The following is a 24,920-nucleotide window of genomic DNA, read 5'->3' as shown; positions in this document are numbered from 1 at the left end:
CACGGGGCACGTAGGCTGGCCGGTGCAGCTGGTTCGCCCTGTCCGCCAGGCAGGCGCGTCGCAAGAGGGAACCCGGTGGGAATCCGGGACTGCCCCGCAGCGGTGAGCGGGAACGACCGCCGTCCTACGCACTGGGCCCGGAAGTGACGGGCCTGGGAAGCAACGGCCAGTAGATGTCTCGTACGAGAACGAGGCGTGCCCGCGAGTCCGAAGACCTGCCACTGCCCGCGCGCGGACCGCCGCGCGCGGAGATCCCGGTGACCCCGAGGGCGGGTCGGTGTGCATATCAGGCGGGCACGGATGTCGTGGCCCGTCCGTTCTGTCATCCCTTCGCGCTCTCGCTCCGCGTCTTCGGGGTCGCTCTCGTCCCAAGCTCGCGAAGGAGAGTTTCGTGACAGCGAATTCCGCGGCCCCGGCGGTGCGGGCCACCGTCTACGGCTACCCCCGCCAGGGCCCGAACCGGGAACTGAAGAAGGCGATCGAGGGCTACTGGAAGGGCCGCGTCACCGCGGACGCCCTCCGGAAGACGGCCGCGGGCATCCGCCGCGCCAACTGGCGGCAGCTGGCCGACGCCGGTCTCCATGAAGTCCCGACCGGTGACTTCTCGTACTACGACCATGTCCTGGACACCACCGTCATGGTGGGTGCGATCCCCGAGCGTCACCGCGCCGCGGTCGAGGCGGACGGGTTGGACGGGTACTTCGCGATGGCGCGCGGCACCCAGGACGTGGCACCACTGGAGATGACCAAGTGGTTCGACACCAACTACCACTATCTGGTGCCAGAGTTGGGCCCCGAGACGGTGTTCGAAGCCCATGCGGCGAAGCAGGTCGGGGAACTCCGCGAAGCCCTCGCTCTCGGTCTCCGCGCTCGTCCGGTGCTTCTCGGTCCCCTCACCTATCTGCTGCTCGCCAAGCCCGCCCCCGGTGTCCCGGCCGGCTTCGCGCCCCTCACGCTCCTCGACCGGCTGCTGCCCGTGTACGCACGGGTTCTCGCCGAGCTGCGTGCGGCCGGCGCCGAGTGGGTGCAGTTGGACGAGCCCGCCCTGGTGCAGGACCGCACCCCGGCCGAGCTGAACGCGGCCGCCCGCGCCTACCGCGACCTGGGCGTACTCAGCGACCGTCCCAAGCTCCTGGTCGCGTCGTACTTCGACCGGCTCGGCGAGGCCCTGCCCGTGCTCGCCGAGGCACCCGTGGACGGACTCGCCCTGGACTTCACCGGTCCCGCGGCGGCGAACCTCGACGGCCTCGCGGCGACCGGGGGCCTGCCGGGCAAGCGGCTCGTGGCGGGCATCGTCGACGGCCGCAATGTGTGGATCAACGACCTGGGCAGGTCGCTGTCCACCCTGGCCACGCTCCTCGGCCTCGCCGACCGCGTGGACGTGGCCGCCTCCTGCTCCCTCCTGCACGTACCGCTGGACGCCGCCGTCGAACGGGACATCGAGCCGCAGATCGCCCGCTGGCTTGCCTTCGCCCGGCAGAAGACCGCCGAAGTCGTCACCCTCGCCCGCGGCCTGGCCCACGGCCCCGACACCATCGCCGCCGAACTGGCCGCCAACCGCGCCGATCTCACCTCCCGCGCGGCCTCCCCCGTCACCCGGGACCCGGCCGTCCGGGCCCGCTCGGCCGCCGTCACCGCGGCCGACGCCCGCCGTTCCCAGCCGTACACCGAACGGGTCGCCGCCCAACGGGCCCACCTGAGGCTGCCGTTGCTGCCGACCACGACCATCGGTTCCTTCCCGCAGACCGGCGACCAGCGCACCGCCCGTGCAGCCCTGCGAGCAGGGAAGATCGACACGGCAACCTACGAGCAGCGCATCGAGGCCGAGATCCGGGAGGTGATCGCATTCCAGGAGAAGACCGGCATCGACGTCCTGGTGCACGGCGAGCCGGAACGCAACGACATGGTCCAGTACTTCGCGGAACAGCTCACCGGGTATCTGGCGACACGGCACGGCTGGGTCCAGTCGTACGGCACCCGCTACGTCCGTCCGCCGATCCTGGCCGGCGACATCTCCCGGCCCAAGCCGATGACGGTGCGCTGGACGACGTACGCCCAGTCGCTCACCGTACGTCCGGTCAAGGGCATGCTCACCGGTCCGGTCACCATGCTCGCCTGGTCGTTCGTCCGCGACGACCAGCCCCTCGCCGAGACCGTCCGGCAGGTCGCCCTCGCCCTGCGCGACGAGGTCGACGACCTGGAGGCGGCCGGCACGTCGGTGATCCAGGTGGACGAGCCCGCGCTGCGTGAGACCCTGCCGCTGCGTGCCGCCGACCGCCCGGACTACCTGTCCTGGGCCACCGAGGCATTCCGTCTCACGACCGGTGGAGTGCGGCCGGACACCCAGGTCCATACGCACATGTGCTACGCCGAGTTCGGCGACATCGTCCAGGCCATCGATGACCTCGACGCCGATGTCATCAGCCTGGAGGCGGCCCGCTCCCATATGCAGGTCGCCCGGGAACTGGCGGCGCACGGCTATCCACGCGAGGCCGGACCGGGCGTGTACGACATCCACTCCCCGCGGGTGCCGAGCGCGCGGGAAGCGGCCGGCCTGCTGCGCGCCGGCCTGCGGGCCATCCCGGTGGAACGCCTGTGGGTCAACCCGGACTGCGGTCTGAAGACCCGCGGCTGGCCGGAGGTCCGGGCCTCCCTGGAGAACCTGGTCTCGGCGGCCCGGGAGGTGCGCGCGGACCTGTCCGCGGACTGACGGCAGGCGACGGCCCGCCGATCGCCGGGTCCGTGCCGGAAGGGGAAAGCTCCCGCAGCCATTCGGTTCGCGGGAGCTTTCCGTCGGGATGCCTGCTGGTGAGGGGTGAGAAGACGGTCACCGGCAGGACGCCTGTGCGGCGGACGCTACGGCGTCACGGCGCGAGCAGCAGGCTGTTGCCGCGCTCCTTGGCGGCGGCGTAACGCCTGGCCACGTCCTGCCAGTTGACGACCTTCCACATGGCCTCGATGAAGTCGACCTTCTGGTTCTTGTACTGGAGGTAGAAGGCGTGCTCCCAGGCGTCGAAGACCAGGACGGGGGTGGCGCCCTGGCCGACGTTGCCCTGGTGGTCGTAGACCTGCTCGACGATCAGCCGGCCGCTCAGCGGCTCGTAGGCGAGGACGCCCCAGCCGGAACCCTGTGTCGTGGCGGACGCCTTGGACAGCTGGGCCTTGAGGTTCTGGAACGAGCCGAACGACTCCGCGATGGCGTCCGCGAGTTCGCCGACGCCGTCCTTCTCCAGCGGTTCGCCGCCGCCGTCGCCGGTCATGTTCTGCCAGTAGATGGAGTGCAGGATGTGCCCGGAGAGATGGAAGGCCAGGTTCTTCTCCAGGCCGTTGATCGAGCCCCACGACTCCTTGTCCCGCGCCTCGGCGAGCTGTTCCAGGGTGTCGTTGGCGCCCTTCACATAGGCGGCGTGGTGCTTGTCGTGGTGCAGCTCGATGATCTCGGGGCTGATGACCGGAGCGAGCGCCGCGTAGTCGTACGGAAGCTCCGGGAGCGTGTAGACCGGCATGTCCAACATCCTCCATCGTAATTGCGAACCATGCGCAACTGCACGCTAGCAGCAGGAAGCGGGAGGGTCGATGAGGCGCGGGACCTGCCAGTGGCACATCCGCTCGATCGCCATGTCCAAGCCGGCGCCGAGCAACGGGCGGACGCGGCTCTCCTGACGACACATGCAGACACCTTGCCGCTCAGTGACACACGGCTCTATGCTCCCGAACTGACTCGCCAGTAACTAAGGTGCGATCCACATCAGTTCGGCGTACCACCTGCCCGGCGGCCCGCTGAAGACGCCCGTCGTCACCAACCGGGGACGTCCCCTTCACGGCACCCTCATCCGCGCCCGGCAAGGCTCAGCACGCCCACCCGCAAGGAGCTTGACGCAGCAGAGAGCTTGACGCAGCAGAGAGTGAGAGCCGCATGAACCGGCCCGAACCCCACCCCGAACCCGGCACCACAACCGCCGTACCACGCGGTGGCATCTCCCCCGCCGGCCCGCTACGCGCTCGTCGCGTCGCCCTGTCCCTGGCCGCACTTGTGTGCCTGGGCGTGACGGGCGGCGCCCCCGCCACAGCCGCGCCGCAGAGCGAGGTCGTCTCGCGGGGAGTCACCATTCCGGCCTTCTACACCCCGCCCGACTCCCTCCCCAAGGCCAACGGCGCACTCGTCCGCACCGCTCCCCTCCCCCTGGCGCTGAGCCTGCCCGGCCTCGACGGAAGGCCCCTGCCCGGCACCGCGACCCGCCTCATGTACAAGTCCACCGACGCGTCGGGACAACCGGTCGCCGTGACCGGCGCCTACCTCGAACCGTCAGCGGCCTGGAGGCACGGCGGCCCGCGCCCGCTGGTGGCCCTCGCCCCGGGCACCATGGGACAGGGCGACCAGTGCGCGGCCTCCCTCGGGCTCGAACACCCGATCACCTTCAACGGCCGAACCGTGTCCGTCGGATACGAGAACCTGGCCGTCTACCGCCTGCTGTCCACCGGAGTGGCGGTCGTCGTCACCGACTACGTCGGGCTCGGCGCGACAGACCGGCTCCACACGTACGTCAACCGCCTCGACGCCGGACACGCCGTACTCGACGCCGTACGTGCCGCCCGCAACCTGCCGGACGCATCGATCAGTTCGGCCTCGCCCACCGGCCTGTACGGCTACAGCCAGGGCGGCGGAGCCAGCGCGGCAGCCGCCGAACTCCAGCCCGTCTACGCCCCCGACATCACCCTGGCCGGCACCTACGCCGGTGCCCCGCCCGCGGACCTGGCCGCGGTGGTCAAGGGCATCGACGGCAGTGCCCTGGCGGGCGCTCTGGGCTGGTCGGTCAACGGCTTCCTGCAGAGCGACCCCGCGCTCGGGGCCGTCGCCGACCGGCACCTCAACACCGTTGGGAAGAACGCGCTGCACGACCTGTCGACCATGTGCGTCGGTGACGCCGTCCTCACCTACGCCTTCACCAAGAGCACGACCTGGACCCGCAGTGGGGAGTCCCTGACCGATGTGGTCAACAGCGAGCCCCTGCTGCGCGCCACCCTCGACGCCCAGCGCATCGGCACACTGACGCCGACCAGCCCCGTACGCCTGGTGACCGGCGTCCAGGACGACATCGTCCCGCACGCCCAGGCCCGCCGGCTCGCCCTCGACTGGTGCGCCAAGGGAGCCGACGTCACCTACAAGGCGGTCACCCTGCCCAACCTGGGCGACAAACTACTCACCAACCACCTCGCCCCCCTACTGACCGACCAGACAGCAGCCATCACCTGGCTCACCACCCGCCTCTCCGGCACCCCAACCCCTTCCAACTGCACCACGCTCCCCTCCCAGCCGTGACGACACGGACTTCAGCGGCACCACGCCCCTGAACAGGTCCCCCGACATCGACCGCGACATCACCGCCGACCAGGTGGCCGGCATGCCCCCCGGCTTCAGATTTGCTCTCAGACATGACCCGGAGGGTGATCAAGCTGTCGCACGGCGCATGACTTCGGAAGAGATGTCAATGAAGGCGTGGACAACAGGATGGCGAGGTTCTAAGTGGCTGGACAGCCGGCCGAGCTTCGCGCCGATGCACCCCGGCCCACCGCAGCCCGCGCCGATTGGCCGCGCTGACCGACGCGACGGCAACGCCGAGGCCGCGTAGTCCCGCCACCTCAAGAATCACCAGGGGACTTTCCGTCGCCCAGCACGGCAAGCCGCCGAAAGACCGGAAAGCGCCTCCGTACCAGGTCAGAGGCTCTTTCTCAGGCAAAGCCGACAGGGGCGGCAGACGAGTCGGGCTGTACGCCGGGTTCTGTTCCCCGGCTCCTTGCGGAGGTCGGGGTGACGGCCATCCATCTAGGGCCGGTGTTGCCACCGGCCTCGTGCGGTCTACCCGCGGACTCGGGCGGGCAGCCCTCGAACGTCCGCGCAGGAACACCAGGGTGCTCCCTCTTGACCTTGCTCCGGGTGGGGTTTACCTAGCTGCCCAGGTCACCCTGGGCACTGGTGGTCTCTTACACCGCCGTTTCACCCTTACCCGGCACCGAAGCGCCGGGCGGTCTGCTTTCTGTGGCACTGTCCCGCGGGTCACCCCGGGTGGCCGTTAGCCACCACCCTGCCCTGTGGAGCCCGGACGTTCCTCGGGAAGCCCCCTACGGGGACTCCACGCGGCCGTCCGCCCGGCTCGTCTGCCGTGTCGACCATGTTACCGGGCGTGCGGGGCGCCGCGGACCGGCGGCCGTGGCCAGCACCGAACCGGCCAGGATCAGGGCGAACGCCGCGCCGACACCGGCCGTCAGCGGCTCGTCCAGGAACAGCGCGCCCGCCGCGACGGCGACCGCCGGGTTGACGTACGTGATGATGGTGGCCCGGGTGGGGCCCGCCTCCTTGATCAGTTCCAGGAAGGCGACGAAGGCCACCGCCGTGCAGATCACACCCAGGCCGGCCAGCGCGGCCAGCACCTGCGCGGAGGGCACGGCGGACGGCCGGGTCACGGCGGCGGCCGGCGCGTAGACCAGGGCGGCCAGGGTCAGGCAGAGCGCCGTGAGGTGCAGGGACGGTACGTCCTTGAGCCGGCGGGCGGCTATCAAGGGGGCCGTGGCGTAGCCGAGCACCGTCACCAGCACCTCGCCGAGGGAGCGGGCGTCGCCGCCGGTCAGATGAGGGACGGTGAGTACCACTACACCGCCGAGGCCGAGCGCGAGGCCCGTCAGACGCCGGGCGCCCAGGTGTTCCGTGTCCCCCAAGAACCTGGCCAGGACCACGCCCACGATCGGGACGCCCGCGATCAGCAGGCCGGCGGTGGAGCTGGACAGGTGCCGTTCGGCGTCGGTCAGGGTGAACCAGGGGCCGATGATCTCGATGCACGCGAAGGCCAGCATGGGCCGCCAGTGCGCCCGTACGGTCCCGGTCAGGCCGCCCTGGCGGAGCGCGAACGGAAGCAGGAGGAGCGCGCCGAGGGCGCAGCGCGTGAACACCACCATCGACGGGGACACCGCGTCCACCGCCACCTTGATCATCAGATAGGGGATGCCCCAGACGACTCCCATCAGGGAGAACAGGAACCAGCCGCGTGCAGTCATGCGGTGAGTCTCGGGGCGCTCACCGGCGGGCGTCTTGAACGCTGTTGCGGTACGCCGCCGGGGTCACCCCGAGCACCCGGCGGAACCAGCGCGTGAGGTGCGCCTGGTCGGCGAAGCCGACGAGGGCGGCGACCTCGGCGGGCCGCAGGCCGGCCTCCAGCAGGCCGCGTGCCCGGGTCACCCGGTACTGGGCGAGCCAGGCGTAGGGCGGTATCCCCATGGTCGTACGGAACGCCCGCAGGAGTTGGTAGCGGGACAGGCCGAGGTCGGTCGCAAGGGCGGCGAGGCCGGGCGGGGCGGTCAGTTCGTCGGCGAGCCGGTCGCGGACCGCGCGGGCGATCGCCGAGGCGCCCGGTACGTGGTCGGGGGCCGGGCGCGCGGTGGAGTGCCGGCGGGCCAGCGCGGTGAGCAGCCAGGGCAGCCGGGACTCGGCCTCCAGCGGGTCGGGGCAGGCGCTCAGGTCGGTGTGCGCGAGCCGGAACGCGGCGGCGAGTTCCGGGTCGGCGAGGAGGGGCTCGCGAAAGTGCGGTACGCCGCCGAGGGTGCCGTCGGCGAGCAGGGCCGGGTCGGCGTACAGGGCGCGGTAGGCGTAGCCGTCGGTGCTGGTGGCGGGGCCGCCGGTGTGCATCTCGCCGGGGGCGAGCACGACGACGGAGCCGGGGCCGGTGCGGATGCGGCCGCCGCGGTAGTCGATGACCTCGGCGCCGCCGACGCACACGCCGATGGTGAACTCCTCGTGCGCGTGCGGGGCGTAGACGTGCCGCTGGAAGCGGGCGGTCAGCAGGTCGAGCGGCGGGCCGCAGTCGCCCAGGCGCGCCCTCGTCCACAGTGCCTGCTCGGTCACCGGCCCCACACCCCTTCGTGTTCTCCCGCCCGGAATCATGGGGTGCAACGCCTTCCGGCCCGGTTCCATGCCGCCGGGATGCCGGGGCGCCGCCGGGTCGGCTGCGGTGCGGTCGTACGCCGTACGCTGGCGCGGAGGTCGAGAGAAGGAGTCCTTGCTGTCATGGTGCTTGTCCTGCTGCCGCCGTCCGAAGGCAAGGCCGCGTCCGGCCGGGGCGCCCCGCTGAAGCCGGAGTCGCTGTCCCTGCCGGGGCTGGCCGCCGCCCGTGCGGCCGTCCTCGACGAGCTGGTCGACCTGTGCGCGGGGGACGAGGTCAAGGCGCGCGAGGTGCTGGGGCTCAGCGAGGGCCTGCGCGGCGAGGTCGCGAAGAACGCCGCGCTGCGTACGGCCGGGGCGCGGCCCGCCGGTGAGGTCTACACGGGTGTGCTGTACGACGCCCTCGACCTGGCCTCCCTGGATCCGGCCGCCAAGCGGCGCGCCGCGCGGTCGCTGCTGGTCTTCTCGGGGCTGTGGGGTGCGCTCCGGGTGACGGACCGCATCCCGTCGTACCGCTGCTCGATGGGGGTGCGGCTGCCGGGGCTCGGGGCGCTGGGCGCGCACTGGCGCGGGCCGTTGGCCGACGTGCTGCCCGCGGCGGCCGGGGCCGGGCTGGTGCTCGATCTGCGTTCCGCCGCGTATGCGGCCGCGTGGCAGCCGAAGGGCGAGGTGGCGGGGCGTACGGCCACCGTGCGGGTGCTGCACGCGCCGACCCGGAAGGTCGTCAGCCACTTCAACAAGGCGACGAAGGGGCGGATCGTGCGCAGTCTGCTGTCGTCCGGTGCCGCGCCGAAGCATCCGGGCGAGCTGGTGACGGCGCTCCGGGATCTCGGGTACGTGGTGGAGGCGCAGGCGCCCGCGCGGGCGGGCCGGGCGTGGGCGCTGGACGTGCTGGTCGACGACGTGCACTGAAGCGCCCTGGGTGCGTTGCACCATACGCAACGGTCTTTGCGCATGATGCTCGGCGCGGGCAGGATGAGCGGCATGTCCTCATCACCGCTGGATCTCGCGCCCGTCATGCCCGTGGTCGTGCTGGCGGACGCCGCCGACGCCGTACCGCTCGCGAGGGCGCTGGTCGCGGGCGGGCTGCCCGCGATCGAGGTGACGCTGCGGACGCCCGCCGCGCCGGCGGCGATCCGGGCGATCGCCGCCGAGGTGCCCGACGCGGTGGTCGGCGCCGGTACGGTCCTCGGCCGCGAGCAGGTGGCGGACGCGTGCGCGGCCGGGGCGCGGTTCCTGGTCAGCCCCGGCTGGACGGATGCGCTGCTGGCGGCGATGGCCGGGTCCGGGGTGCCGTTCCTGCCGGGGGTGTCGACCACGTCGGAGGTGGTGGCGCTGCTCGAACGCGGGGTGCGGGAGATGAAGTTCTTCCCGGCGCAGGCGGCCGGCGGCACGGCGTATCTGAAGTCGCTGGCCGGTCCGCTGCCGCAGGCCCGCTTCTGCCCGACCGGGGGGATCGGGCCGGCGAACGCCGCGGAGTATCTGGCCCTGCCCAACGTCGGCTGCGTCGGCGGCACCTGGATGGTACCGACGGACGCGGTGGCGGCCCGCGACTGGCCCCGAATAGAAACCCTGGCCCGCCAGGCAGCAAACCTCCGCACAACCGCATGACGTCCAACTCGGCGCGAAACTCCGGCTCGCAGATGTGACGCCCGCGGCGCGGGGCTCCGCACGACCGCCTGACACTCAACGCGGCGCAGCGCTCCGGTTCGGAGGGACGTCCCACTCGGCACGGAACTCCAGTTCGCCCACGTGACACCTACCGCGACGCAGGGCCCTGGCCGACCGCCTGCTCCTCAACGCACCGCGAGGCTCCCGCATCGCCTCGTCGTGCCCAGGGTGGGGCGGAACTCCGGGCGACCCCGCAACGCTCAGTTCCGGGCGGGGCTCCGCCCGGTTCGGTGCGTCTCGGCGCGGCTCAACCCTGCGAAGCTCACCGCAGGTGGGACGTGTCGTTGAACAGGCGGACGCTGGCGTTGCCGTCCGTGTAGTACGCCACCGCCGACAGGGACGCCGCCGAGAGTTCCATGCGGAACAGGGACTCGGGCGGGGCGCCCAGGGCCAGGCGTACGAAGGTCTTGATCGGGGTCACGTGGGTGACCAGCAGCACGGTGCGGCGGGCGTACGCGGCGACCAGTTCGTCTCGGGTGGCGGCGATCCGCGCGGCGGTCGCCGCGAAGCTCTCGCCGCCGCCGGTCGGGCGCGCCCCGGGGTCGGTCAGCCAGGCGTTCAGGTCGTCCGGGTGGCGCTCACGCACCTCGCCGAAGGTGAGCCCTTCCCAGGCGCCGAAGTCCGTCTCGCGCAGCCCGTCCGCCACGGCGACCTCAAGGCCGAGCCGGGCGGCGACGATCGCGGCGGTCTCCCGGGTACGGGCCAGCGGTGACGACACGATCGCCTGGACGGTGCCGCGCCGGGCGAGGGCCGCGGCGACCCGCTGCGCCTGCTCCCGGCCGACGTCCGACAGGGACGGATCGCTGCCGCCGCTCCCGGAGAACCGCTTCTGCGGGGTGAGCGGGGTCTCCCCGTGCCGCAGCAGCACGAAGGTGGCCGGAGCCCCGAGGTCGGCGGGCGCCCAGCCGGCGCTCGGCGTTGCCACGGCCCGCGCCGCCCGCACATCGGCGCCCGCCTTGGCCGCGCCGCCGGTGCCCCGGAGTTCGGTGACCGGGGGTTCCAGGACCGCGCCCGTGCCGGCGCGCGCGGCCGAGGGGGCCGACGGGGCCGCCCCCGTGTCCAGGGACCTGGCCGTATCGCCGACCCCGGCGGTATCACGGGTCCCGGCCGTATCAGCGGCCCCGGGAGTATCTCCGACGCCGGCAGTATCAGGGGCCCCGGCCGTATCGCCGACCCCGGCAGTGGCCCCGGCCGTATCGCCGACCCCGGCAGTGGCCCCGGCTGTATCAGGGGCCCCGGCGGCATCACCGGCCCCGACGGTATCGCCGACCCCGACAGTATCAGGGGCCCCGGCGGGTTCGCCGGTCCCGGCCGGGGTCCGGGTCCCGGTCGTGTCCAGGGCCGCCGTCGAGTCCGCCGGGGACCACTGTTCGCCGCGGCGGCCCGCGTCCATCGCCTCGTTGGCCAGGCGGTCGGCGTGCTTGTTGCGCTCCCGGGGGATCCACTCGTAGGTGACGCGGTCGGGCGGCAGTACCCGGGCCGCCTCCGCGGCGAGCGGCTTCAGGTCGGGGTGTTTGATCTTCCAGCGGCCCGACATCTGCTCGACGACCAGCTTGGAGTCCATGCGGACGTGGACGGCGGCGCCGGGATCGAGGTCACGCGCGGCCCGCAGTCCGGCCAGCAGCCCCCGGTACTCGGCGACGTTGTTGGTGGCGATGCCGATGTACTCGGCGGCCTCCAGCAGCGCCTGGCCGGTCACGGCGTCGAGCAGGACGGCGCCGTAGCCGGCCGGACCCGGATTGCCGCGCGACCCACCGTCCGCCTCGACGATGAACTCCCGCACGCCCACGGCTCCTTACAGACCTGACTCGGCCGTACGCACCAGGATGCGGCGGCAGTTCTCGCAGCGTACGACCGTGTCCGGCGCGGCGCTTCGGATCTCGCTCAGCTCGGTGATGGCCAGCTCCTGGCGGCACCCCTGGCAGGTGCGCTGGTACAGCCTGGCCGCGCCGATGCCGCCCTGCTGCTCGCGCAGCTTGTCGTACAGCTTGAGCAGGTCGGCGGGGACGGAACCGGCGATGACCTCGCGCTCCTTGGTCACCGTCGCCACCTCGCCGTCGATCTCCTCGAACGCGGCGTCCCGGCGGCCGTTCGCGTCGTCGATCTTCGCCTGTACGGAGGCCACCCGCTCGGTCAGCTCGCCCACCCGCTCCTGCGCACCCTCGCGCCGTTCCATGACCTCAAGGACGACGTCCTCCAGGTCGCCCTGCCGCTTGGCGAGGGAGGCGATCTCCTTCTGGAGGTTCTCCAGGTCCTTCGGGGAGGTGACCGCGCCGGAGTCGAGGCGCTGCTGGTCGCGGGCGGCGCGCTGACGCACCTGGTCCACGTCCTGCTCGGCCTTGGTCTGCTCGCGGGCGCAGTCGCTCTCCTCGGTCTGCGCGGCCACGAGCAGGTCGCGCAGCTGGGTGTGGTCCTTGGCCAGCGAGTCGATCTCGGCGTGCTCGGGCAGCGACTTCCGCCGGTGCGCCAGCTGCTGGAGGCGTACGTCGAGGGCCTGGACGTCGAGGAGTCGGATCTGGTCGGCGGGGGCGGCGTTCAGTTGGGGGCTCCCGGTGCGTGAGAAGAGGGGGCGCGCGTGGCGCCCGGTGGAGAGGAGGTGGCGCTCGATGGAGGGGCGGTGGCGCCCCGTGGAAGGGCGGTGGCGGACGCCGCGTGGGCGGTCCAGGGGTCGGTGACCGTCTTGGAGACGTGGACGCGCAGGTCCCATCCGTGCCGGTCGGAGATCTCGTCGAGCTGGGCGGCGGCCAGCTCGCACCAGGGCCACTCGGTGGCCCAGTGCGCCGCGTCGAGCAGGGCGAGCGGGGTCTGCGCGACGGCCTCGGAGGCCGGGTGGTGGCGCAGGTCCGCGGTGAGGAAGGCGTCCACTCCGGCCGCCCGGACCTGGTCGAACAGGCTGTCGCCGGAGCCGCCGCTGACCGCGACCGTGCGGACGACTGCCTCGGGGTCGCCGGCCACCCGGATGCCCTGCGCGGTGGCGGGCAGCCGCTCGGCGGCGCGGGCGGCGAGTTCGCGCACGGTGAGGGGGTGGTCGAGTTCGCAGACCCGGCCGAGGCCGCGGCGGCCCGCCGGGTCGGTGGCGTCCGGCACGAGGGGGCGTACGACGCGCAGGTCCAGCGCCCCGGCGAGCGCGTCGGAGACGCCCGGATCGGCGGTGTCGGCGTTGGTGTGGGCGACGTGCAGGGCGATGTCGTTCTTGATCAGCGTGTGCACGACCCGGCCCTTGAAGGTGCCGGCCGAGACCGTCGTCGTACCGCGCAGATACAGCGGGTGGTGGGTGACGAGCAGGTCGGCGCCGAGTTGCACCGCCTCCGCCACGACGTCCCGGACCGGGTCGACCGCGAACAGCACCCGGCGGACGTCCTGGTCGGGGTCGCCCACGACCGTGCCGACCGCGTCCCAGGACTCGGCCCGCTCGGCGGGCCACAGGTTCTCCAGCGCGGCGATGACTTCAGACAGACGGGGCACGGGAGAAAGGCTACCCGCCTGTTCCGCGGGGACGTACCGGCCGCGGACGCGAGGGGCCCGCGCAGCACATGGATCCCTGTTCCCTCAGGAGAATCGTTACGCGGCCACCCTTATGTGTGAAGAGGCTGCTCGTCGGTCTCACGGCTGTGCGTGCGAAAACTACGTTCGTCGCCGGAGGTGAGCCAACGATGACGGCGTGTGCGATCGAACCCTCGGCGGCCGGCGCGGACGACGGCGTACCGGAGACGGGCTGCACCATCACGGCGGACGGCGCCTACGCCGCCCGGCTCGCGCTGGACGGCGGCTCCCGCTACCCGGAGCGCTGGACGCTGGACGGCCCCGAGCCGTACGCCGTGCCGCTGCCCGGCAACCAGCCGGAGGAGCCCGGCACCGAGGTGCAGCCGATGGGCGACGGGCGGGTGCTGATCCGCCGGCCGGTGGCGGGGCGGCACGTGTTCTCGCTGCTGTACCCGACCGGGCCGGGCACCGGGGAACAGCCGCTGGGCGCGGTGGAGTGCGCGGACGCGGGCACCCGGCTGCGGCTGCTGCCGCCGGCCCCGGGCGGGGCGTACGCGTACGCCCTCGCGGTCGGCCGGCGTTCCACGGCGGTGTGGCTGGTCGCGGGCGGCGCCTTCGGGCCGGAGCGGCTGGCCGAGGTGCCGGGGCGCTGCACGGGCGGGGTCTGGCTGGACGGCACGGGGCGGCTGCTGGCCCTGGACCGGGAGGCCGGCGGGCGCACCAAGGCGATCGTGGTGGACCTGGAGCGGGGCGGCGAGGTGTCGCCGCTGCTGCAGATCGCGGCCGGCAGCGACGACCGGCTGCTGCTCGCCGACCCGGACAGCGGGCTGCTGCTCATCGCCTCGGACGCGCCCTCGCCGGGCCGGGAGCGGCTGGGCTGGGGCGTGCTGGGCAGCACACTGCCGGTGCGCTTCCCGGACAGCCTGCGGATGCCGGACTGCGTGGTGACGCCGTTCGCGATCCAGCCGGGGCAGGCGCTGACGCCGGAGCGCTGCGCGGTGGCGCTGCGCGTGGACGGCCCGTTGGGCTGCTGGATCGGGGTGTGGCGGCCCGCGGAGCGGCAGCTGTGCCATCTCCCGGCGCCCGCGGGGTGGTTGGCGGGGGCGGGACGGTGGACCGAGGACGGGGTACTGCTGCTGCCGTACGCCACCACGGAGACCCCGTGCGGCCTGGCCCGCCTGACCCCACCCACCACCACACCCCCCAGACGAACACTCCCCACCCCACCACCGACGGCACCCGGCGACGCGACGGCGCCCAAGGGGTTGGCAGTCCGCAACGACCCGGCGACGCCCGGCCGGCCTGCGGCACGTGGGTGGGGGGCGCCCGAGGACTGGGGGACACCCGGCAACACAAGGACGTCCGGCGCCGCAACGCCACCCGGCCGTCCAGCGGCACCCGGCTGGGCGACAGTCGGCGGCTGGCCAGCACCCGGCGACGCGAGGGCACTCAGCGACTCGGCGGCGCCCGGCGACTCGGCGGCGCCCGGCCGGCCTGCGGCACGTGAGTGGGGGGTGCCCGAGGACTGGGGGGCACCCGGCAACACAAGGACATCCGACGACGCGACGGCACCCGGCCGACCTGCGGCACCCGGCTGGGCGGCACCCGGCGGCTGGCCAGCACCCGGCGACACGAGGGCACCCGGCGACGCGACGGCGCCCAAAGAGTTGGCGGTCTGCGACGACCCGGCTGCGCCCGGCTGGGGGGCATCTGGCGGGTGGGGGGTGTACGGGGGCTTGGACGGGGCACACGGTTCGGCGGTGGCCGGGGGGTCCGTGGCCGTCCCAGGGGCGGTGGAATCGGAGCCTCCGCGACCGGTTGCGCTGCGTCCCGTGCCCCTGCAACAGGCTCCCCTGGGGCGTCTTGTAACGAAGTAGTGCCGGTCGGCGTGACCGCCTGGATCAGGGCCGAGGCGGGCCGGTTAGACTCGCTCGGCTGTACGAAAGATGATGTTGACGGGGTGAATTCTTCCGATGAGCGACACCAGCACGACGCAGCCGCTGTCTGCCGGCTCTCAGGAGACTGACGGACACGGCAAGCACCGGGGGCCGGTCTCGGCCCAGGACGGCGAAACGGCCCCGAGCGGCCGTCACCGCAAGCCGGAGCCGACCGAGTCGGCGGCCTGACGGTACCCACGGCGGGAGGGGACCGCCCGATCAACCGACACCCGGCCCCCTCCCCCGCGCCCCCAACGCCGTCACCCGCCCCCACTGCCGCCAACGCACGAACAGCAGCCCCCCATGACCCGCGCGGCGGGCGGAACCACACGCCGGGACGCCGAGGAATCAAAAACCGTCCGCGCGGAGGCGACGAACCCAGCGAAAGCGACGGCCGACCTCCTTGGCGTCGCCGCCACCCACCCGCCGACCCCGCCCACGCACGAAGCAGCCCCCCACGACCCGCGAGCGGAACCACAGGCTCGGGCGCCAGGGAATCAAAGCCCCTCCCCGCCGGAGGCGGCGAAACCAGCAAGAGGACGACCGCCCCCCTCCGCGTCGCCGCCACCCACCCGCCGACCCCGCCCACGCACGAAGCAGCCCCCCACGACCCGCGAGCAGAGCCACAGGCTCGGGCGCCAGGGAATCAAAGCCCCTCCCCGCCGGAGGCGACGAAACCAGCAAGAGGACGACCGCCCCCTCCCCGTCGCCGCCACCCACCCGCCGACCCCGCCCACGCACGAAGCAGCCGCCCACGACCCGCGAGCAGAGCCACAGGCTCGGGCGTCAGGGGATCGGGATTCCTTCGCGTCGGCGGCACCCCTCGCTGACGCCAACGTACCTGCGCGTCAGTCGTGTTTGAGGGTGAGTACTTCTGTTGCCGCGAATGTCTCCCCCGGTGGACGGGACGCGTAGTGCGGGGTGAGGATCGCATCGAGTTCGGCGTAGCTGAAGGCGTCCTGCTTGCTGTCGAACTTCGCCTGGACCCGCGGTCGTTCGACGATCGCGACCATGCCGCCGTGGACCACGAACAACTGCCCGTTGACCCGCGCGGCAGCGGGCGCGGCCAGATAGCCGACCAGCGGAGCCACATGCTCGGGCGCCAGCGGGTCAAGGCCCTCGTCGGGGACGGCGATGCCGGCGAAGACGTCCTCGGTCATCCGGGTCCGGGCGCGCGGACAGATCACGTTGGCGGTCACGCCGTACTTGGCGAGGGCCAGCGCCGTGGAGGTGGTGAGGCCGACGATTCCGCCCTTGGCGGCGGCGTAGTTGGGCTGGCCCGCCGAGCCGGCCAGGAACGCCTCCGAGGAGGTGTTCACGATCCGCCCGTAGACCGGCCCCGCGGACGCCTTGGACCGCTCCCGCCAGTGCGCGGCGGCGAAGCGGATGGTGTTGAAGTGGCCTTTGAGATGGACCCGGATCACCGAGTCCCACTCGTCCTCGGACATGGAGAAGACCATGCGGTCGCGAAGGATGCCGGCGTTGTTGACCAGGATGTCCAGGCTCCCGAACGCGTCGACCGCGAGCGCGACCAGTTCCCGGGCGCGGGCGAAGTCGGCGACGTCCCCGGTGTGGGCGACGGCCCGGCCGCCGGCCGCCCGGATCTCGGCGGCGACCTGTTCGGCGGGCGCGGCGGAGCCGGCCCCCGAGCCTCCCCCAAGCCCTCGGCTTCGCTCGGGCAGGGGGGACCCCCAGCCGGCCGACTGCCCGTAGTCGTTGACGACGACGGCCGCGCCGAGCCGGGCGAGTTCCAGCGCCTCGGCCCGGCCCAGTCCGCGTCCGGCGCCGGTGACGATGGCGGACCGGCCTTCGAGTGGCAGTGACATACGGCTCCCCGTCAGATCTCGATGCAGGTGCGCAGGGCCGTCCCCGTACGCATCTGGTCCAGCGCCTCGTTGATCTCGGCCAGCGGCACCCGGTGGGTGATCAGACCCTCCAGGTCGACGCGGCCGGCCCGCCACAGAGCGATGGTGCGGTTGTAGGAGCGCAGCACGTCGCCGCCGCCGTACATGGACGGCAGGATCCGCTTCTCGTCGAAGAACAGCTCGAACATGTTGAGTTGGAGGAAGTCGTCCATGGCGCCCGCGCCGACCACGACGAGCGTGCCGCCGCGCCGGGTGTTCTCGTAGGCGGTGCGTGCGGTGACCGAGCGGCCGACGACCTCGAAGACGTAGTCGAAGCCCTCGCCGCCGGTGACCTGTTGTTTGGCGTCGGCCAGCGCCTCGGGCGGGACGGCCCGGGTGGCGCCGAAGCGCAGTGCGGACTCGCGGCGCGAGGCGACCGGGTCGACGGCGACGATCTCCGCGGCGCCCTTGAGGCGGGCGCCCTGCACGGCCGAGATGCCGACGCCACCGCAGCCGATGACGGCGACCGACGAACCGGCCTCCACGTCCGCGGTGTTGAGGGCGGCACCGAGTCCGGTGGTGACACCGCAGCCGATGAGCGCGGCGATGTCGAAGGGCACGTCGTCCGGGATCGGCACGGCGCAGCCCGCGTCGACGACGACCTCCTCGGCGAAGGTGCCGGTGCCCGCGAAGCCGAAGAGGTCCGCGCCGGAGCGTTTGAAGTTGGGGGTGCCCGCGTTCATGAATCCGGCCAGGCACAGCTCGGTCTGGCCGCGCCCGCAGGCGGGACAGGCGCCGCAGGCGGGCAGCCAGCAGATCACCACCCGGTCGCCGGGCTTCAGGGCGGTGACGTGCTCGCCCACCTCCAGGATCTCGCCCGCGCCCTCGTGACCGGGCACGAACGGCGCCGGCTGGGGCAGCACCCCGCTCATGGCGGACAGGTCGGAGTGGCACAGCCCCGTGGCGCGCACCCGGATCCTCACCTTGCCGGGGCCGAACCCCGTCGCCTCGATGTCGTCGAGGACCTCCAGCTTGTCCTGGCCGATCTCGTGCAGTACGGCTGCGCGCATGGTACGGCTCCCCTCAACAGCGGTCTGACTCAGGCGTGTTCGACGATCGTGTCGGTGAGGACGGGTGCCTCGTCCGGTTCCCGTACGGCGCTCACGGCGATCCGGACCGCGCCCGGCTGCCGCCACATGCGCAGGCGCAGTGTCTCGCCGGGGTACACGACTCCGGCGAAACGCGTGGTGTAGGCGCGGACCCGGGTCACATCGCCGTCGAGCAGTGTGTCGACGACGGCCTTGAGCGTCATGCCGTAGGTGCACAGCCCGTGCAGGATGGGCCGGTCGAACCCGGCCAGCTTGGCGAAATCGGGGTCGGCGTGCAGCGGGTTCCAGTCGCCGCAGAGCCGGTAGAGCAGGGCCTGGTCCTCGCGGGTGGGGCGCTCCAGGGTCAGGTCGGGCTCGCCGGTGGGCGGTTCCAGGGTGGTGGCGGGGCCGCGGTCACCGCCCCAGCCGCCCTCGCCGCGTACGAAGATCTGCGCGTCGCTGGTCCACAACGGGCCGTCGGCGTCGGCGACTTCGGTGCGCATGACGAGGACGGCGGCCTTGACCTTGTCGTATACGGCGGCGATCCGGCCGGTGGCGGTGGCGGTGCCCTCGGCCGGGATGGGGCGGTGCAGGGTGAGGGACTGGCCGCCGTGCAGGACGCGGGCGAGGTCGACCTCGATGCCGGGCATGGACAGGCCGCTGATCACGCCGGGCGAGCCGCTGCCCGCGACGGTGGCGAAGCCGGGCAGGACGTGCAGCCGGGACTCCAGGGTGTAGCGCAGTTCGCCGGGGTCGGTGGCGGGCCGGCCGGCGCCGATGCCGAGGTGGTAGAGCTGGACGTCCTTGTGGTCCCAGGCGATCTCCCGGGAGCGGGGTTCGGCGGCGAGGGCCTTGGCTGCGTCGATGGGCATACGGCTCCTGACACGGGCGGCGGCCGGCGGGGGCGGCCGGGCGGGCGGGGTACAGCGGCTCTCCGCGGTCTCAAGACCCCGGCGCGGCCGTCCGCACCGTCGGCCGCACCGAGGTCGTCACGGGCCGACCTAGAACGCGTTCCAGTCCGGCGCCCCTTGTATAGCCGAGCCCACGATACTTGTGAACCCTCCTGACACCCCATCAGCTCACCCCAGCCAACGACCACCGCGCCCTACCGGCCCCCGCAGCCCAGCACCCGCTACGGCACGACGGCCCGCGCAGCGCGACGCCCCGTGCAACGGAGCAGACCGCGTGGCAGTCCTTGCGGATTGGTGGTCGCGGGGTGGGCAGTTCCCCGCGTGGCGCTCCGCGGGTACGGCCGGGCCGCGCCGTCGCCCGGCTGCCGCGTCGTCGTGGCTTGTCGCGCAGTTCCCCGCGTGGCGCTCCGCGGGTACGGCCGGGCCGCGCCGTCGCCCGGCTGCCGCGTCGTTGTGGCTTGTCGCGCAGTTCCCCGCGTGGCGCTCCGCGGGTACGGCCGGATCACGCCGTCGTGCGGCTGCCGCGTCGTCGTGGCTTGTCGCGCAGTTCCCCGCGCCCCTTCGGGGGCGCGGCCGGGACCACGCCGTCGTGCGGCTGCGGCGTCGTCGTGGCTTGTCGCGCAGTTCCCCGCGCCCCTTTGGGGGGCCGGGCCTCTATAGGCCCAGGTCGGTCAGGGTTGGGTGGGTTGTGGGGCGGGGGCCCAGGGGCCAGTGGTATTTGCGGTTTTGCTCCTTGATGGGGAGGTCGTTGATGGATGCGAGGCGGACCCGCATCAGGCCCTCGTCGTCGAACTCCCAGTTCTCGTTGCCGTAGGAGCGGTACCAGTTGCCCGAGTCGTCGTGGCACTCGTAGGCGAAGCGTACGGCGATGCGGTTCCCGTCGAATGCCCACAGTTCCTTGATGAGCCGGTAGTCCTGCTCCCTGGTCCACTTCCGGGTGAGGAAGGCGACGATCTCCTCGCGGCCGTTGACGAACTCGCCGCGATTGCGCCAGCGGCTGTCGGGCGTGTAGGCGAGGGCCACCCGCTCGGGGTCCCGGGTGTTCCACGCGTCCTCGGCCAGGCGGACCTTCTCGGTCGCGCTCTCCCGGGTGAAGGGGGGCACGGGCGGCTTCGCTGCCATGGTTTCTCCCAGCGCGTCACGGTTTCGGCATCCGGTGTCCGCCGAGGTCGGTCCGGCTGCCGGACACCCCCGTGCCGGCCCGGTGCGTTCCGCCGTTCATTCCATACCGCCCACCCACCGATCGCAACAGCCCCGTGCCGATCGGCTCAGCGCATGGCCCGCTCCGTGTTTCTCCGGGGGAGCCACAGCAGCATCAGGCCCGCGCCCGCGAGCAGCATCACCGTGCTCACCCGGAAGGCCAGCGCGTAGCCGTCGGTGAGGGCCGAGGGGGTCGGGGAGCCTGCGGTGCGGGCCGCCGCGATCGTCGACATGACGGCGAGCCCCAGCGAACCGCCCATCGTGCGTGAGGTGTTGACCAGGCCGGAGACCAGTCCGGCCTCGCCCGGCGCCGCCCCCGAGGTGGCCAGCGAGGCGAGCGGTGTCGCGGCCAGGCCGGCGCCGAGCATCATCAGGACGCCGGGCAGCATGATCTCCGTCGGATACGCCCCGTGCGGGGTCATCGTCGACTGCCAGCCGAATCCGGCCGCGGCCACCAGCGTTCCCACCACCGCCACGTTCCGCGGCCCGAGCACGGGCATGAAGCGTGGCGCGAGCTTCGAGCCGGCCACCACGGCCAGCGAGCTGGGCACCAGCGCGAGCCCGGCCTCCAGCGGCGAGTAACCGAGCACGTTCTGCGCGTACAGGGTCATGAAGTACCACATGGAGAACATCGCGGAACCGGACACGAGCATCGCCGCGTTCGCCGAGGCCACGGGCCGCTGCCGCAGCAGCCGCAGCGGCATGAGCGGGGTGGTCGCCCGTGCCTCGACCAGCAGGAAAAGCCCGAGCAGCGCGAGCCCGGCGGCCAGCGGCAGCAGCGTGGCCGCGGCGGTCCAGCCCTCGGCCTCGGTCTGCACGATCCCGTATGCGAGCGTCGCGAGGCCCGCCGTGACCAGCAGCGCGCCCGGCAGGTCGAGCCGCCGCCGCTGCCCCGCCCGGCTCTCCGTCAGCCAGGCCACGGAGCCCGCCAGTACGACGGCGCCGACGGGCACGTTGATGAGCAGCACCCAGCGCCAGGACAGCATGTCGACCAGCACCCCGCCGACCAGGCCGCCGGCGGCGCCGCCGCCGGCGCCCACCGCGGTCCAGGTGGCGATGGCCCGTGCCCGTGCGGGGCCTTCCGGGACGGCCGCGGTCAGCAGGGTCAGTGTCGAGGGCGCGAGCACGGCCGCGCCCAGTCCCTGTACGGCGCGTGCGAGCAGCAGTTGCCAGCCTTCCTGGGCGAGCCCGCCGCCCAGCGAGGCCAGCGTGAACAGCCCGAGCCCGACGAGGAACATCCGCTTGCGCCCGTACAGGTCGCCGGCCCGCCCGCCGAGCAGCATGAACCCGGCGAAGGCGATCGCGTACGCGTTCACGACCCATTGGAGTCCCGATCCGCTCAGCCCGAGGTCGGTACGCATGGACGGCAGGGCCACGTTGACCACGGACACGTCCAGCACGACGAGGAACTGTCCGGCGCAGGCGAGGGCGACCACCAGCCAGGTGGGGGGCGCGGTCCTGCTGCGTATCGGGGTGGTGTCGGCGGCTTCGAGCATGGCTGTCATGTTCTCAAGCCGGTTACGGTCCCTGCATCGGGATTTCGGCCCACGTATGCCTGGGTCGGCCGACCTACGCCGTCCACCGTACGGCCGTCGGTCCTAGGCCGCCCGTACGAGGGTCACGACCGCGGCGCCGCCCAGGCCGATGTTGTGGGCGAGCCCGACCCGTGCCCCGGCCACCTGCCGCTCTCCTGCCCGGCCGCGCAGTTGCCACACCAGCTCGGCGACCTGGGCGAGGCCGGTGGCGCCCAGCGGGTGCCCCTTGGAGATCAGCCCGCCGGACGGGTTGACCACCCACCGCCCGCCGTATGTGGTCGCCCCGGACTCGACGAGCTTGCCGGACTCCCCCGGTCCGCACATGCCGAGCGCTTCGTAGGTCAGCAGTTCGTTGATGGAGAAACAGTCGTGCAGTTCGACCACGTCGACGTCCTCGATGCCGAGCCCGGCCCGCTCGTACGCCTGCCGGGCCGCCGCGCGGGACATCGGCTGTCCGACGACGTCGATGCAGGAGCCGGCGGCGAAGGACTCCTCGGTGTCGGTGGTCATGGCCTGACCGGCGATCTCGACCAGCCCGGTCGACCCGTGCCGCTCGGCGAACCGTTCGGACACCACCACGGCCGCCGCCGCGCCGTCCGAGGTCGGCGAGCACTGGAGCTTGGTGAGCGGCCGGTGCACGGTGCGGGAGGCGAGCACGTCGGCGATGTCGTACACGTCGCGGAACTGGGCGTACGGGTTGTGCGCGGAGTGCCGGTGGTTCTTGGCGGCGACGGCGGCGAGCTGTGCCTCGGTCGTGCCGTAGCGGTCCATGTGCTCGCGGGCCGCGGCGCCGAAGATCTGCGCGGTCGGCGGGGTCGCCTCGACGCCGTGCCGGGCGGCCATCACGCCGTAGTGCCGGGCGACCGGGGAGGTGCCGAGGTCCGCGCCGTCGGCGCCGGTGCCGAGCGCGCCCCGCCGCATCTTCTCGAAGCCGAGTGCCAGCACGCAGTCGCAGCCGCCGCCCTCGACGAGGTGACGTGCCAGCATCAGCGCGGTGGATCCGGTGGCGCAGTTGTTGTTCAGGTTGTAGACGGGGACCCCGGTCAGGCCGAGTTCGTAGGCGGCGCGCTGACCGGCCGTGGAGGGCTGGAAGCAGTAGCCGACGGGAACCTGTTCCACTTCGGTGTAGGCGATCCCGGCGTCGGCGAGGGCGGCGCCGCCCGCTTCCCGCGCCATGTCCCAGTACTGCCATGTACGGGTCTCGGGCTTCTCGAACCTGGTCATCCCGACCCCGGCTACATATGCCTTCATAGCCCGTCAGATTAGAACCTGTTCTACAAAGAAGCCAGCCTTCAGGCGACCCCAGTCGGTTTTCTGACGCCGCATCACATCACCATGAGAGGGTCAAGGATTTGTGAGGTCCCCGAAGCGACGGAATAGTTGCCCGTGCATACGAGGTTCCCCGAACACCCATCCCGCGCGGTTCACCGACCACTTCTCCACTTCCGGCCCGGAGGCCTCAGTCCATGACGCACACGACCGACCAGCCCACCCGGAGCGCGCGCGGGACCGTGGTCCCGGTGCTCGCCTTCGCGGGCATCGTGGTCGCGGTGATGCAGACCCTGCTCGTCCCCGTCATCAAGGACCTGCCGCAGCTGCTGGCCACCTCGCCCAGCAACGCCACCTGGGTCCTCACCTCGACGCTCCTGTCCGGCGCCGTGGCCACCCCGATCATGGGCCGCCTCGGCGACCTGTACGGCAAACGGCGCATGCTTATATCCAGCCTCGCGGTGATGGTGGCCGGAGCACTGATCAGCGCGGTCACCAGCCAACTGCTCATGATGATCGTGGGCCGCACGCTCCAGGGCTTCGCGATGGGCGCGATCCCGCTCGGCATCGGCCTGATGCGTGACATGCTGCCGCGCGAACGGCTCGGCTCGGCGATGGCCCTGATGAGTTCGTCCATCGGTGTCGGCGGCGGCCTCGCGCTGCCCGCCGCGGCCCTGGTCGCCCAGCACACGGACTGGCACGCCCTGTTCTACGGCGCCGCCGCGCTCGGCGTGCTCGCCATCGCCCTCACCCTGTTCGTCGTCCCCGAGTCCCCGATGCGCGCCCCGGGCTCCTTCGACCTGCCCGGCGCGCTCGGTCTGTGCGCGGGTCTGGTCCTGCTGCTCCTGCCGGTCACCAAGGGCAGCGACTGGGGCTGGTCGTCCGGCACCACGCTCGGCCTGTTCGGCGCGGCCGTCGTCGTGCTCGTGCTGTGGGGCCTGATGGAGCTGCGCGTCAAGGCGCCCCTCGTCGACCTGCGCACCACCGTCCGCCGCGAGGTCCTGCTGACCAACCTCGCCTCGATCATGGTCGGCGTCTCCTTCTACGTCGTCTCGCTCGTCCTGCCCCAGCTGCTCCAGCTGCCGAAGTCCACCGGATACGGCCTCGGCCAGTCGATGGTCGCCGCGGGTCTGCTCGTCGCGCCGCTCGGCCTGACGATGATGTTCACGGCGCCCGTCTACGCCCGGCTGTCCGCCAAGTACGGCCCCAAGGTCACCCTGATCCTCGGCATGCTGATCATCGCGATCGGCTACGGCGCCGGCCTGGGCCTGATGAGCGCTCCCTGGCAGAGCCTGGTCATCGCGGTGATCCTCGGCGCGGGCATCGGCCTCGCGTACTCCTCACTGCCCGCGCTGATCGTCGGCGCGGTCCCGGCGTCGGAGACGGGCGCGGCCAACGGCCTCAACACCCTGATGCGTTCCATCGGTACGTCCGTGTCGAGCGCCGTGATCGGCATGGTGCTCGCCAACACGGCACACACCGTGGGCGGCGTCGCGGTCCCGACCATGCACGGCTTCCGCGTCTCCTTCCTGATCGCGACGGCCGCGGTGGCGGTGGGCCTCGCCCTGGCACTGTTCCTGCCGAAGCCCGACCGCGCCCCGCGGCTGCGCGCGAGCAGCGAGGAGGAGGCCAACCTGGAGCGCGCCGAGCGGGCGCTGCGCGGCTTCAGCGGCCGGGTCCTGGACGCGGACGGCGCCCCGGTCGCCCGCGCCAAGGTCACCCTGATCGACCGCAGGGGCCGGCAGGCGGGCGCCACCCTCTCCGCGGAGGACGGCAGCTACGCCCTGTCCGTGCCCGCCGGGGGCTCCTACGTGGTGGCGGCCAGGGCCACAGGCCACGGCCCACACGCCTCCTCCGCAACCCACACGGGCGACAACCGCCCAATCCCCCTGGACCTGCCCCTACCGGCCGAAACGGTAACCGCCTGACCCCAGGAACGCCGGCCCCGCGCCCCAACGGGGCGCGGGGAACTGCTTGGGTTCTAGGAGTCGTTGCAACACCCCAGTTCAAGGGGTGCGATGGACTTCGAGATCCGTAAGGACCGGACAAGGC

General features: G+C 72.6%; 16 protein-coding genes, 1 other RNA gene, 2 pseudogenes and 1 riboswitch. Of the genes and pseudogenes, 6 read left to right on the top strand and 13 right to left on the bottom strand.

Features of this window, described 5'->3' with window-relative positions:
- The first annotated feature begins 29 nt into the window (after positions 1 to 29).
- A riboswitch (cobalamin riboswitch) is annotated at positions 30 to 221 on the top strand.
- Positions 222 to 391: 170 nt separating this feature from the next.
- Positions 392 to 2,710: a 5-methyltetrahydropteroyltriglutamate--homocysteine S-methyltransferase gene (metE, locus tag ACFYTE_RS25990; RefSeq protein ID WP_388714937.1), complete on the top strand. Its 2,319-nt coding sequence runs from the start codon at positions 392 to 394 to the stop codon at positions 2,708 to 2,710.
- Positions 2,711 to 2,864: 154 nt separating this feature from the next.
- On the opposite strand, the gene ACFYTE_RS25985 is transcribed toward metE, so the two are convergent.
- On the bottom strand, positions 2,865 to 3,506 hold the full coding sequence (locus ACFYTE_RS25985; RefSeq protein WP_388714934.1) for a superoxide dismutase: 642 nt from the start codon (positions 3,504 to 3,506) through the stop codon (positions 2,865 to 2,867).
- A 410-nt stretch (positions 3,507 to 3,916) separates the two neighbouring features.
- On the opposite strand from ACFYTE_RS25985, the gene ACFYTE_RS25980 reads away from it, so the two are divergent.
- Positions 3,917 to 5,320 (top strand): lipase family protein, encoded by a 1,404-nt coding sequence (locus ACFYTE_RS25980; RefSeq protein ID WP_388714931.1) that lies wholly within the window; start codon positions 3,917 to 3,919, stop codon positions 5,318 to 5,320.
- Positions 5,321 to 5,753: 433 nt separating this feature from the next.
- Here ACFYTE_RS25980 and rnpB read toward each other — a convergent pair.
- The 3 genes and pseudogenes from rnpB to ACFYTE_RS25965 form a co-directional block, all read right to left on the bottom strand.
- Positions 5,754 to 6,155, bottom strand: an RNA gene (rnpB, locus tag ACFYTE_RS25975) — RNase P RNA component class A.
- A 115-nt stretch (positions 6,156 to 6,270) separates the two neighbouring features.
- Positions 6,271 to 6,987 (bottom strand): annotated as a pseudogene (locus ACFYTE_RS25970) (DMT family transporter); the annotation flags it as partial.
- Between the two features lie 82 nt (positions 6,988 to 7,069).
- Positions 7,070 to 7,933 carry an AraC family ligand binding domain-containing protein gene (locus tag ACFYTE_RS25965; protein ID WP_388715290.1) on the bottom strand — a complete coding sequence of 288 codons (864 nt, stop codon included), beginning with the start codon at positions 7,931 to 7,933 and terminating at the stop codon, positions 7,070 to 7,072.
- Between the two features lie 126 nt (positions 7,934 to 8,059).
- Between ACFYTE_RS25965 and yaaA the strand changes: the two genes are divergently transcribed.
- Both yaaA and eda read left to right on the top strand, forming a co-directional pair.
- On the top strand, positions 8,060 to 8,842 hold the full coding sequence (gene yaaA, locus ACFYTE_RS25960; protein WP_388715287.1) for a peroxide stress protein YaaA: 783 nt from the start codon (positions 8,060 to 8,062) through the stop codon (positions 8,840 to 8,842).
- 72 nt (positions 8,843 to 8,914) lie between these two features.
- A complete protein-coding gene (eda, locus tag ACFYTE_RS25955) occupies positions 8,915 to 9,541 on the top strand; it encodes a bifunctional 4-hydroxy-2-oxoglutarate aldolase/2-dehydro-3-deoxy-phosphogluconate aldolase (RefSeq protein WP_388714928.1) in 627 nt (208 codons plus the stop codon).
- Positions 9,542 to 9,863: 322 nt separating this feature from the next.
- Here the strand turns inward: eda and ACFYTE_RS25950 are convergent, their stop codons facing one another.
- The 3 genes from ACFYTE_RS25950 to ACFYTE_RS25940 are packed head-to-tail and all read right to left on the bottom strand — an operon-like array spanning position 9,864 to position 13,066.
- Entirely contained in the window at positions 9,864 to 11,384 is a 1,521-nt protein-coding gene (locus ACFYTE_RS25950; protein WP_388714925.1) for a bifunctional RNase H/acid phosphatase, read from the bottom strand.
- 12 nt (positions 11,385 to 11,396) lie between these two features.
- Positions 11,397 to 12,140 carry a zinc ribbon domain-containing protein gene (locus ACFYTE_RS25945; RefSeq protein WP_388715284.1) on the bottom strand — a complete coding sequence of 248 codons (744 nt, stop codon included), beginning with the start codon at positions 12,138 to 12,140 and terminating at the stop codon, positions 11,397 to 11,399.
- Positions 12,137 to 13,066, bottom strand: coding sequence for a Nif3-like dinuclear metal center hexameric protein (locus tag ACFYTE_RS25940; protein WP_388714922.1), 930 nt, complete (start codon positions 13,064 to 13,066; stop codon positions 12,137 to 12,139). Before ACFYTE_RS25940 ends, ACFYTE_RS25945 begins: the two co-directional genes overlap by 4 nt.
- Positions 13,067 to 13,254: 188 nt before the next feature.
- Between ACFYTE_RS25940 and ACFYTE_RS25935 the strand changes: the two are divergent.
- A pseudogene (locus ACFYTE_RS25935) lies at positions 13,255 to 14,263 on the top strand (hypothetical protein); the annotation flags it as partial.
- 1,606 nt (positions 14,264 to 15,869) lie between these two features.
- Here the strand turns inward: ACFYTE_RS25935 and ACFYTE_RS25930 are convergent.
- The 6 genes from ACFYTE_RS25930 to ACFYTE_RS25905 form a co-directional block, all read right to left on the bottom strand.
- A complete protein-coding gene (locus ACFYTE_RS25930; RefSeq protein WP_388714919.1) occupies positions 15,870 to 16,847 on the bottom strand; it encodes a 3-oxoacyl-ACP reductase in 978 nt (325 codons plus the stop codon).
- An 11-nt stretch (positions 16,848 to 16,858) separates the two neighbouring features.
- The gene (locus tag ACFYTE_RS25925) at positions 16,859 to 17,935 is read right to left on the bottom strand and encodes a Zn-dependent alcohol dehydrogenase (RefSeq protein WP_388714916.1); all 1,077 of its coding nucleotides are present in this window, start codon (positions 17,933 to 17,935) and stop codon (positions 16,859 to 16,861) included.
- Positions 17,936 to 17,964: 29 nt separating this feature from the next.
- Complete coding sequence (locus ACFYTE_RS25920) at positions 17,965 to 18,825, bottom strand: MaoC/PaaZ C-terminal domain-containing protein (protein ID WP_388714913.1); 861 nt, start codon at positions 18,823 to 18,825, stop codon at positions 17,965 to 17,967.
- A gap of 693 nt (positions 18,826 to 19,518) precedes the next feature.
- Positions 19,519 to 19,986, bottom strand: coding sequence for a DUF1348 family protein (locus ACFYTE_RS25915; protein ID WP_388714910.1), 468 nt, complete (start codon positions 19,984 to 19,986; stop codon positions 19,519 to 19,521).
- Positions 19,987 to 20,132: 146 nt separating this feature from the next.
- Positions 20,133 to 21,569, bottom strand: a complete 1,437-nt coding sequence (locus ACFYTE_RS25910; protein ID WP_388714907.1) for an MFS transporter — start codon at positions 21,567 to 21,569, stop codon at positions 20,133 to 20,135.
- Between the two features lie 93 nt (positions 21,570 to 21,662).
- Positions 21,663 to 22,850: a lipid-transfer protein gene (locus ACFYTE_RS25905; RefSeq protein ID WP_388714904.1), complete on the bottom strand. Its 1,188-nt coding sequence runs from the start codon at positions 22,848 to 22,850 to the stop codon at positions 21,663 to 21,665.
- Positions 22,851 to 23,065: 215 nt separating this feature from the next.
- Here ACFYTE_RS25905 and ACFYTE_RS25900 point away from each other — a divergent pair, with 215 nt between their 5' ends.
- Positions 23,066 to 24,796 (top strand): MFS transporter, encoded by a 1,731-nt coding sequence (locus ACFYTE_RS25900; RefSeq protein ID WP_388714901.1) that lies wholly within the window; start codon positions 23,066 to 23,068, stop codon positions 24,794 to 24,796.
- The last annotated feature ends 124 nt before the right edge of the window (positions 24,797 to 24,920 follow it).

The organism is Streptomyces sp. NPDC004629, assembly GCF_042873595.1.
Taxonomy (GTDB): domain Bacteria; phylum Actinomycetota; class Actinomycetes; order Streptomycetales; family Streptomycetaceae; genus Streptomyces.
The sequence above is the reverse complement of the archived record's forward strand: the minus strand, read 5'-3'. Positions and strand labels throughout refer to the sequence as shown.

Excerpts from the sequence above, each read along its gene's own strand:
- ACFYTE_RS25915 (WP_388714910.1), bottom strand. The coding sequence starts at position 19,986 with ATGGCAGCGAAGCCGCCCGTGCCCCCCTTCACCCGGGAGAGCGCGACC.
- ACFYTE_RS25965 (WP_388715290.1), bottom strand. The coding sequence starts at position 7,933 with ATGATTCCGGGCGGGAGAACACGAAGGGGTGTGGGGCCGGTGACCGAG.
- ACFYTE_RS25925 (WP_388714916.1), bottom strand. The coding sequence starts at position 17,935 with ATGCGCGCAGCCGTACTGCACGAGATCGGCCAGGACAAGCTGGAGGTC.
- ACFYTE_RS25985 (WP_388714934.1), bottom strand. The coding sequence starts at position 3,506 with ATGCCGGTCTACACGCTCCCGGAGCTTCCGTACGACTACGCGGCGCTC.
- ACFYTE_RS25900 (WP_388714901.1), top strand. The coding sequence starts at position 23,066 with ATGACGCACACGACCGACCAGCCCACCCGGAGCGCGCGCGGGACCGTG.
- ACFYTE_RS25980 (WP_388714931.1), top strand. The coding sequence starts at position 3,917 with ATGAACCGGCCCGAACCCCACCCCGAACCCGGCACCACAACCGCCGTA.
- ACFYTE_RS25910 (WP_388714907.1), bottom strand. The coding sequence starts at position 21,569 with ATGACAGCCATGCTCGAAGCCGCCGACACCACCCCGATACGCAGCAGG.
- ACFYTE_RS25930 (WP_388714919.1), bottom strand. The coding sequence starts at position 16,847 with ATGTCACTGCCACTCGAAGGCCGGTCCGCCATCGTCACCGGCGCCGGA.
- ACFYTE_RS25920 (WP_388714913.1), bottom strand. The coding sequence starts at position 18,825 with ATGCCCATCGACGCAGCCAAGGCCCTCGCCGCCGAACCCCGCTCCCGG.
- eda (WP_388714928.1), top strand. The coding sequence starts at position 8,915 with ATGTCCTCATCACCGCTGGATCTCGCGCCCGTCATGCCCGTGGTCGTG.
- ACFYTE_RS25905 (WP_388714904.1), bottom strand. The coding sequence starts at position 22,850 with ATGAAGGCATATGTAGCCGGGGTCGGGATGACCAGGTTCGAGAAGCCC.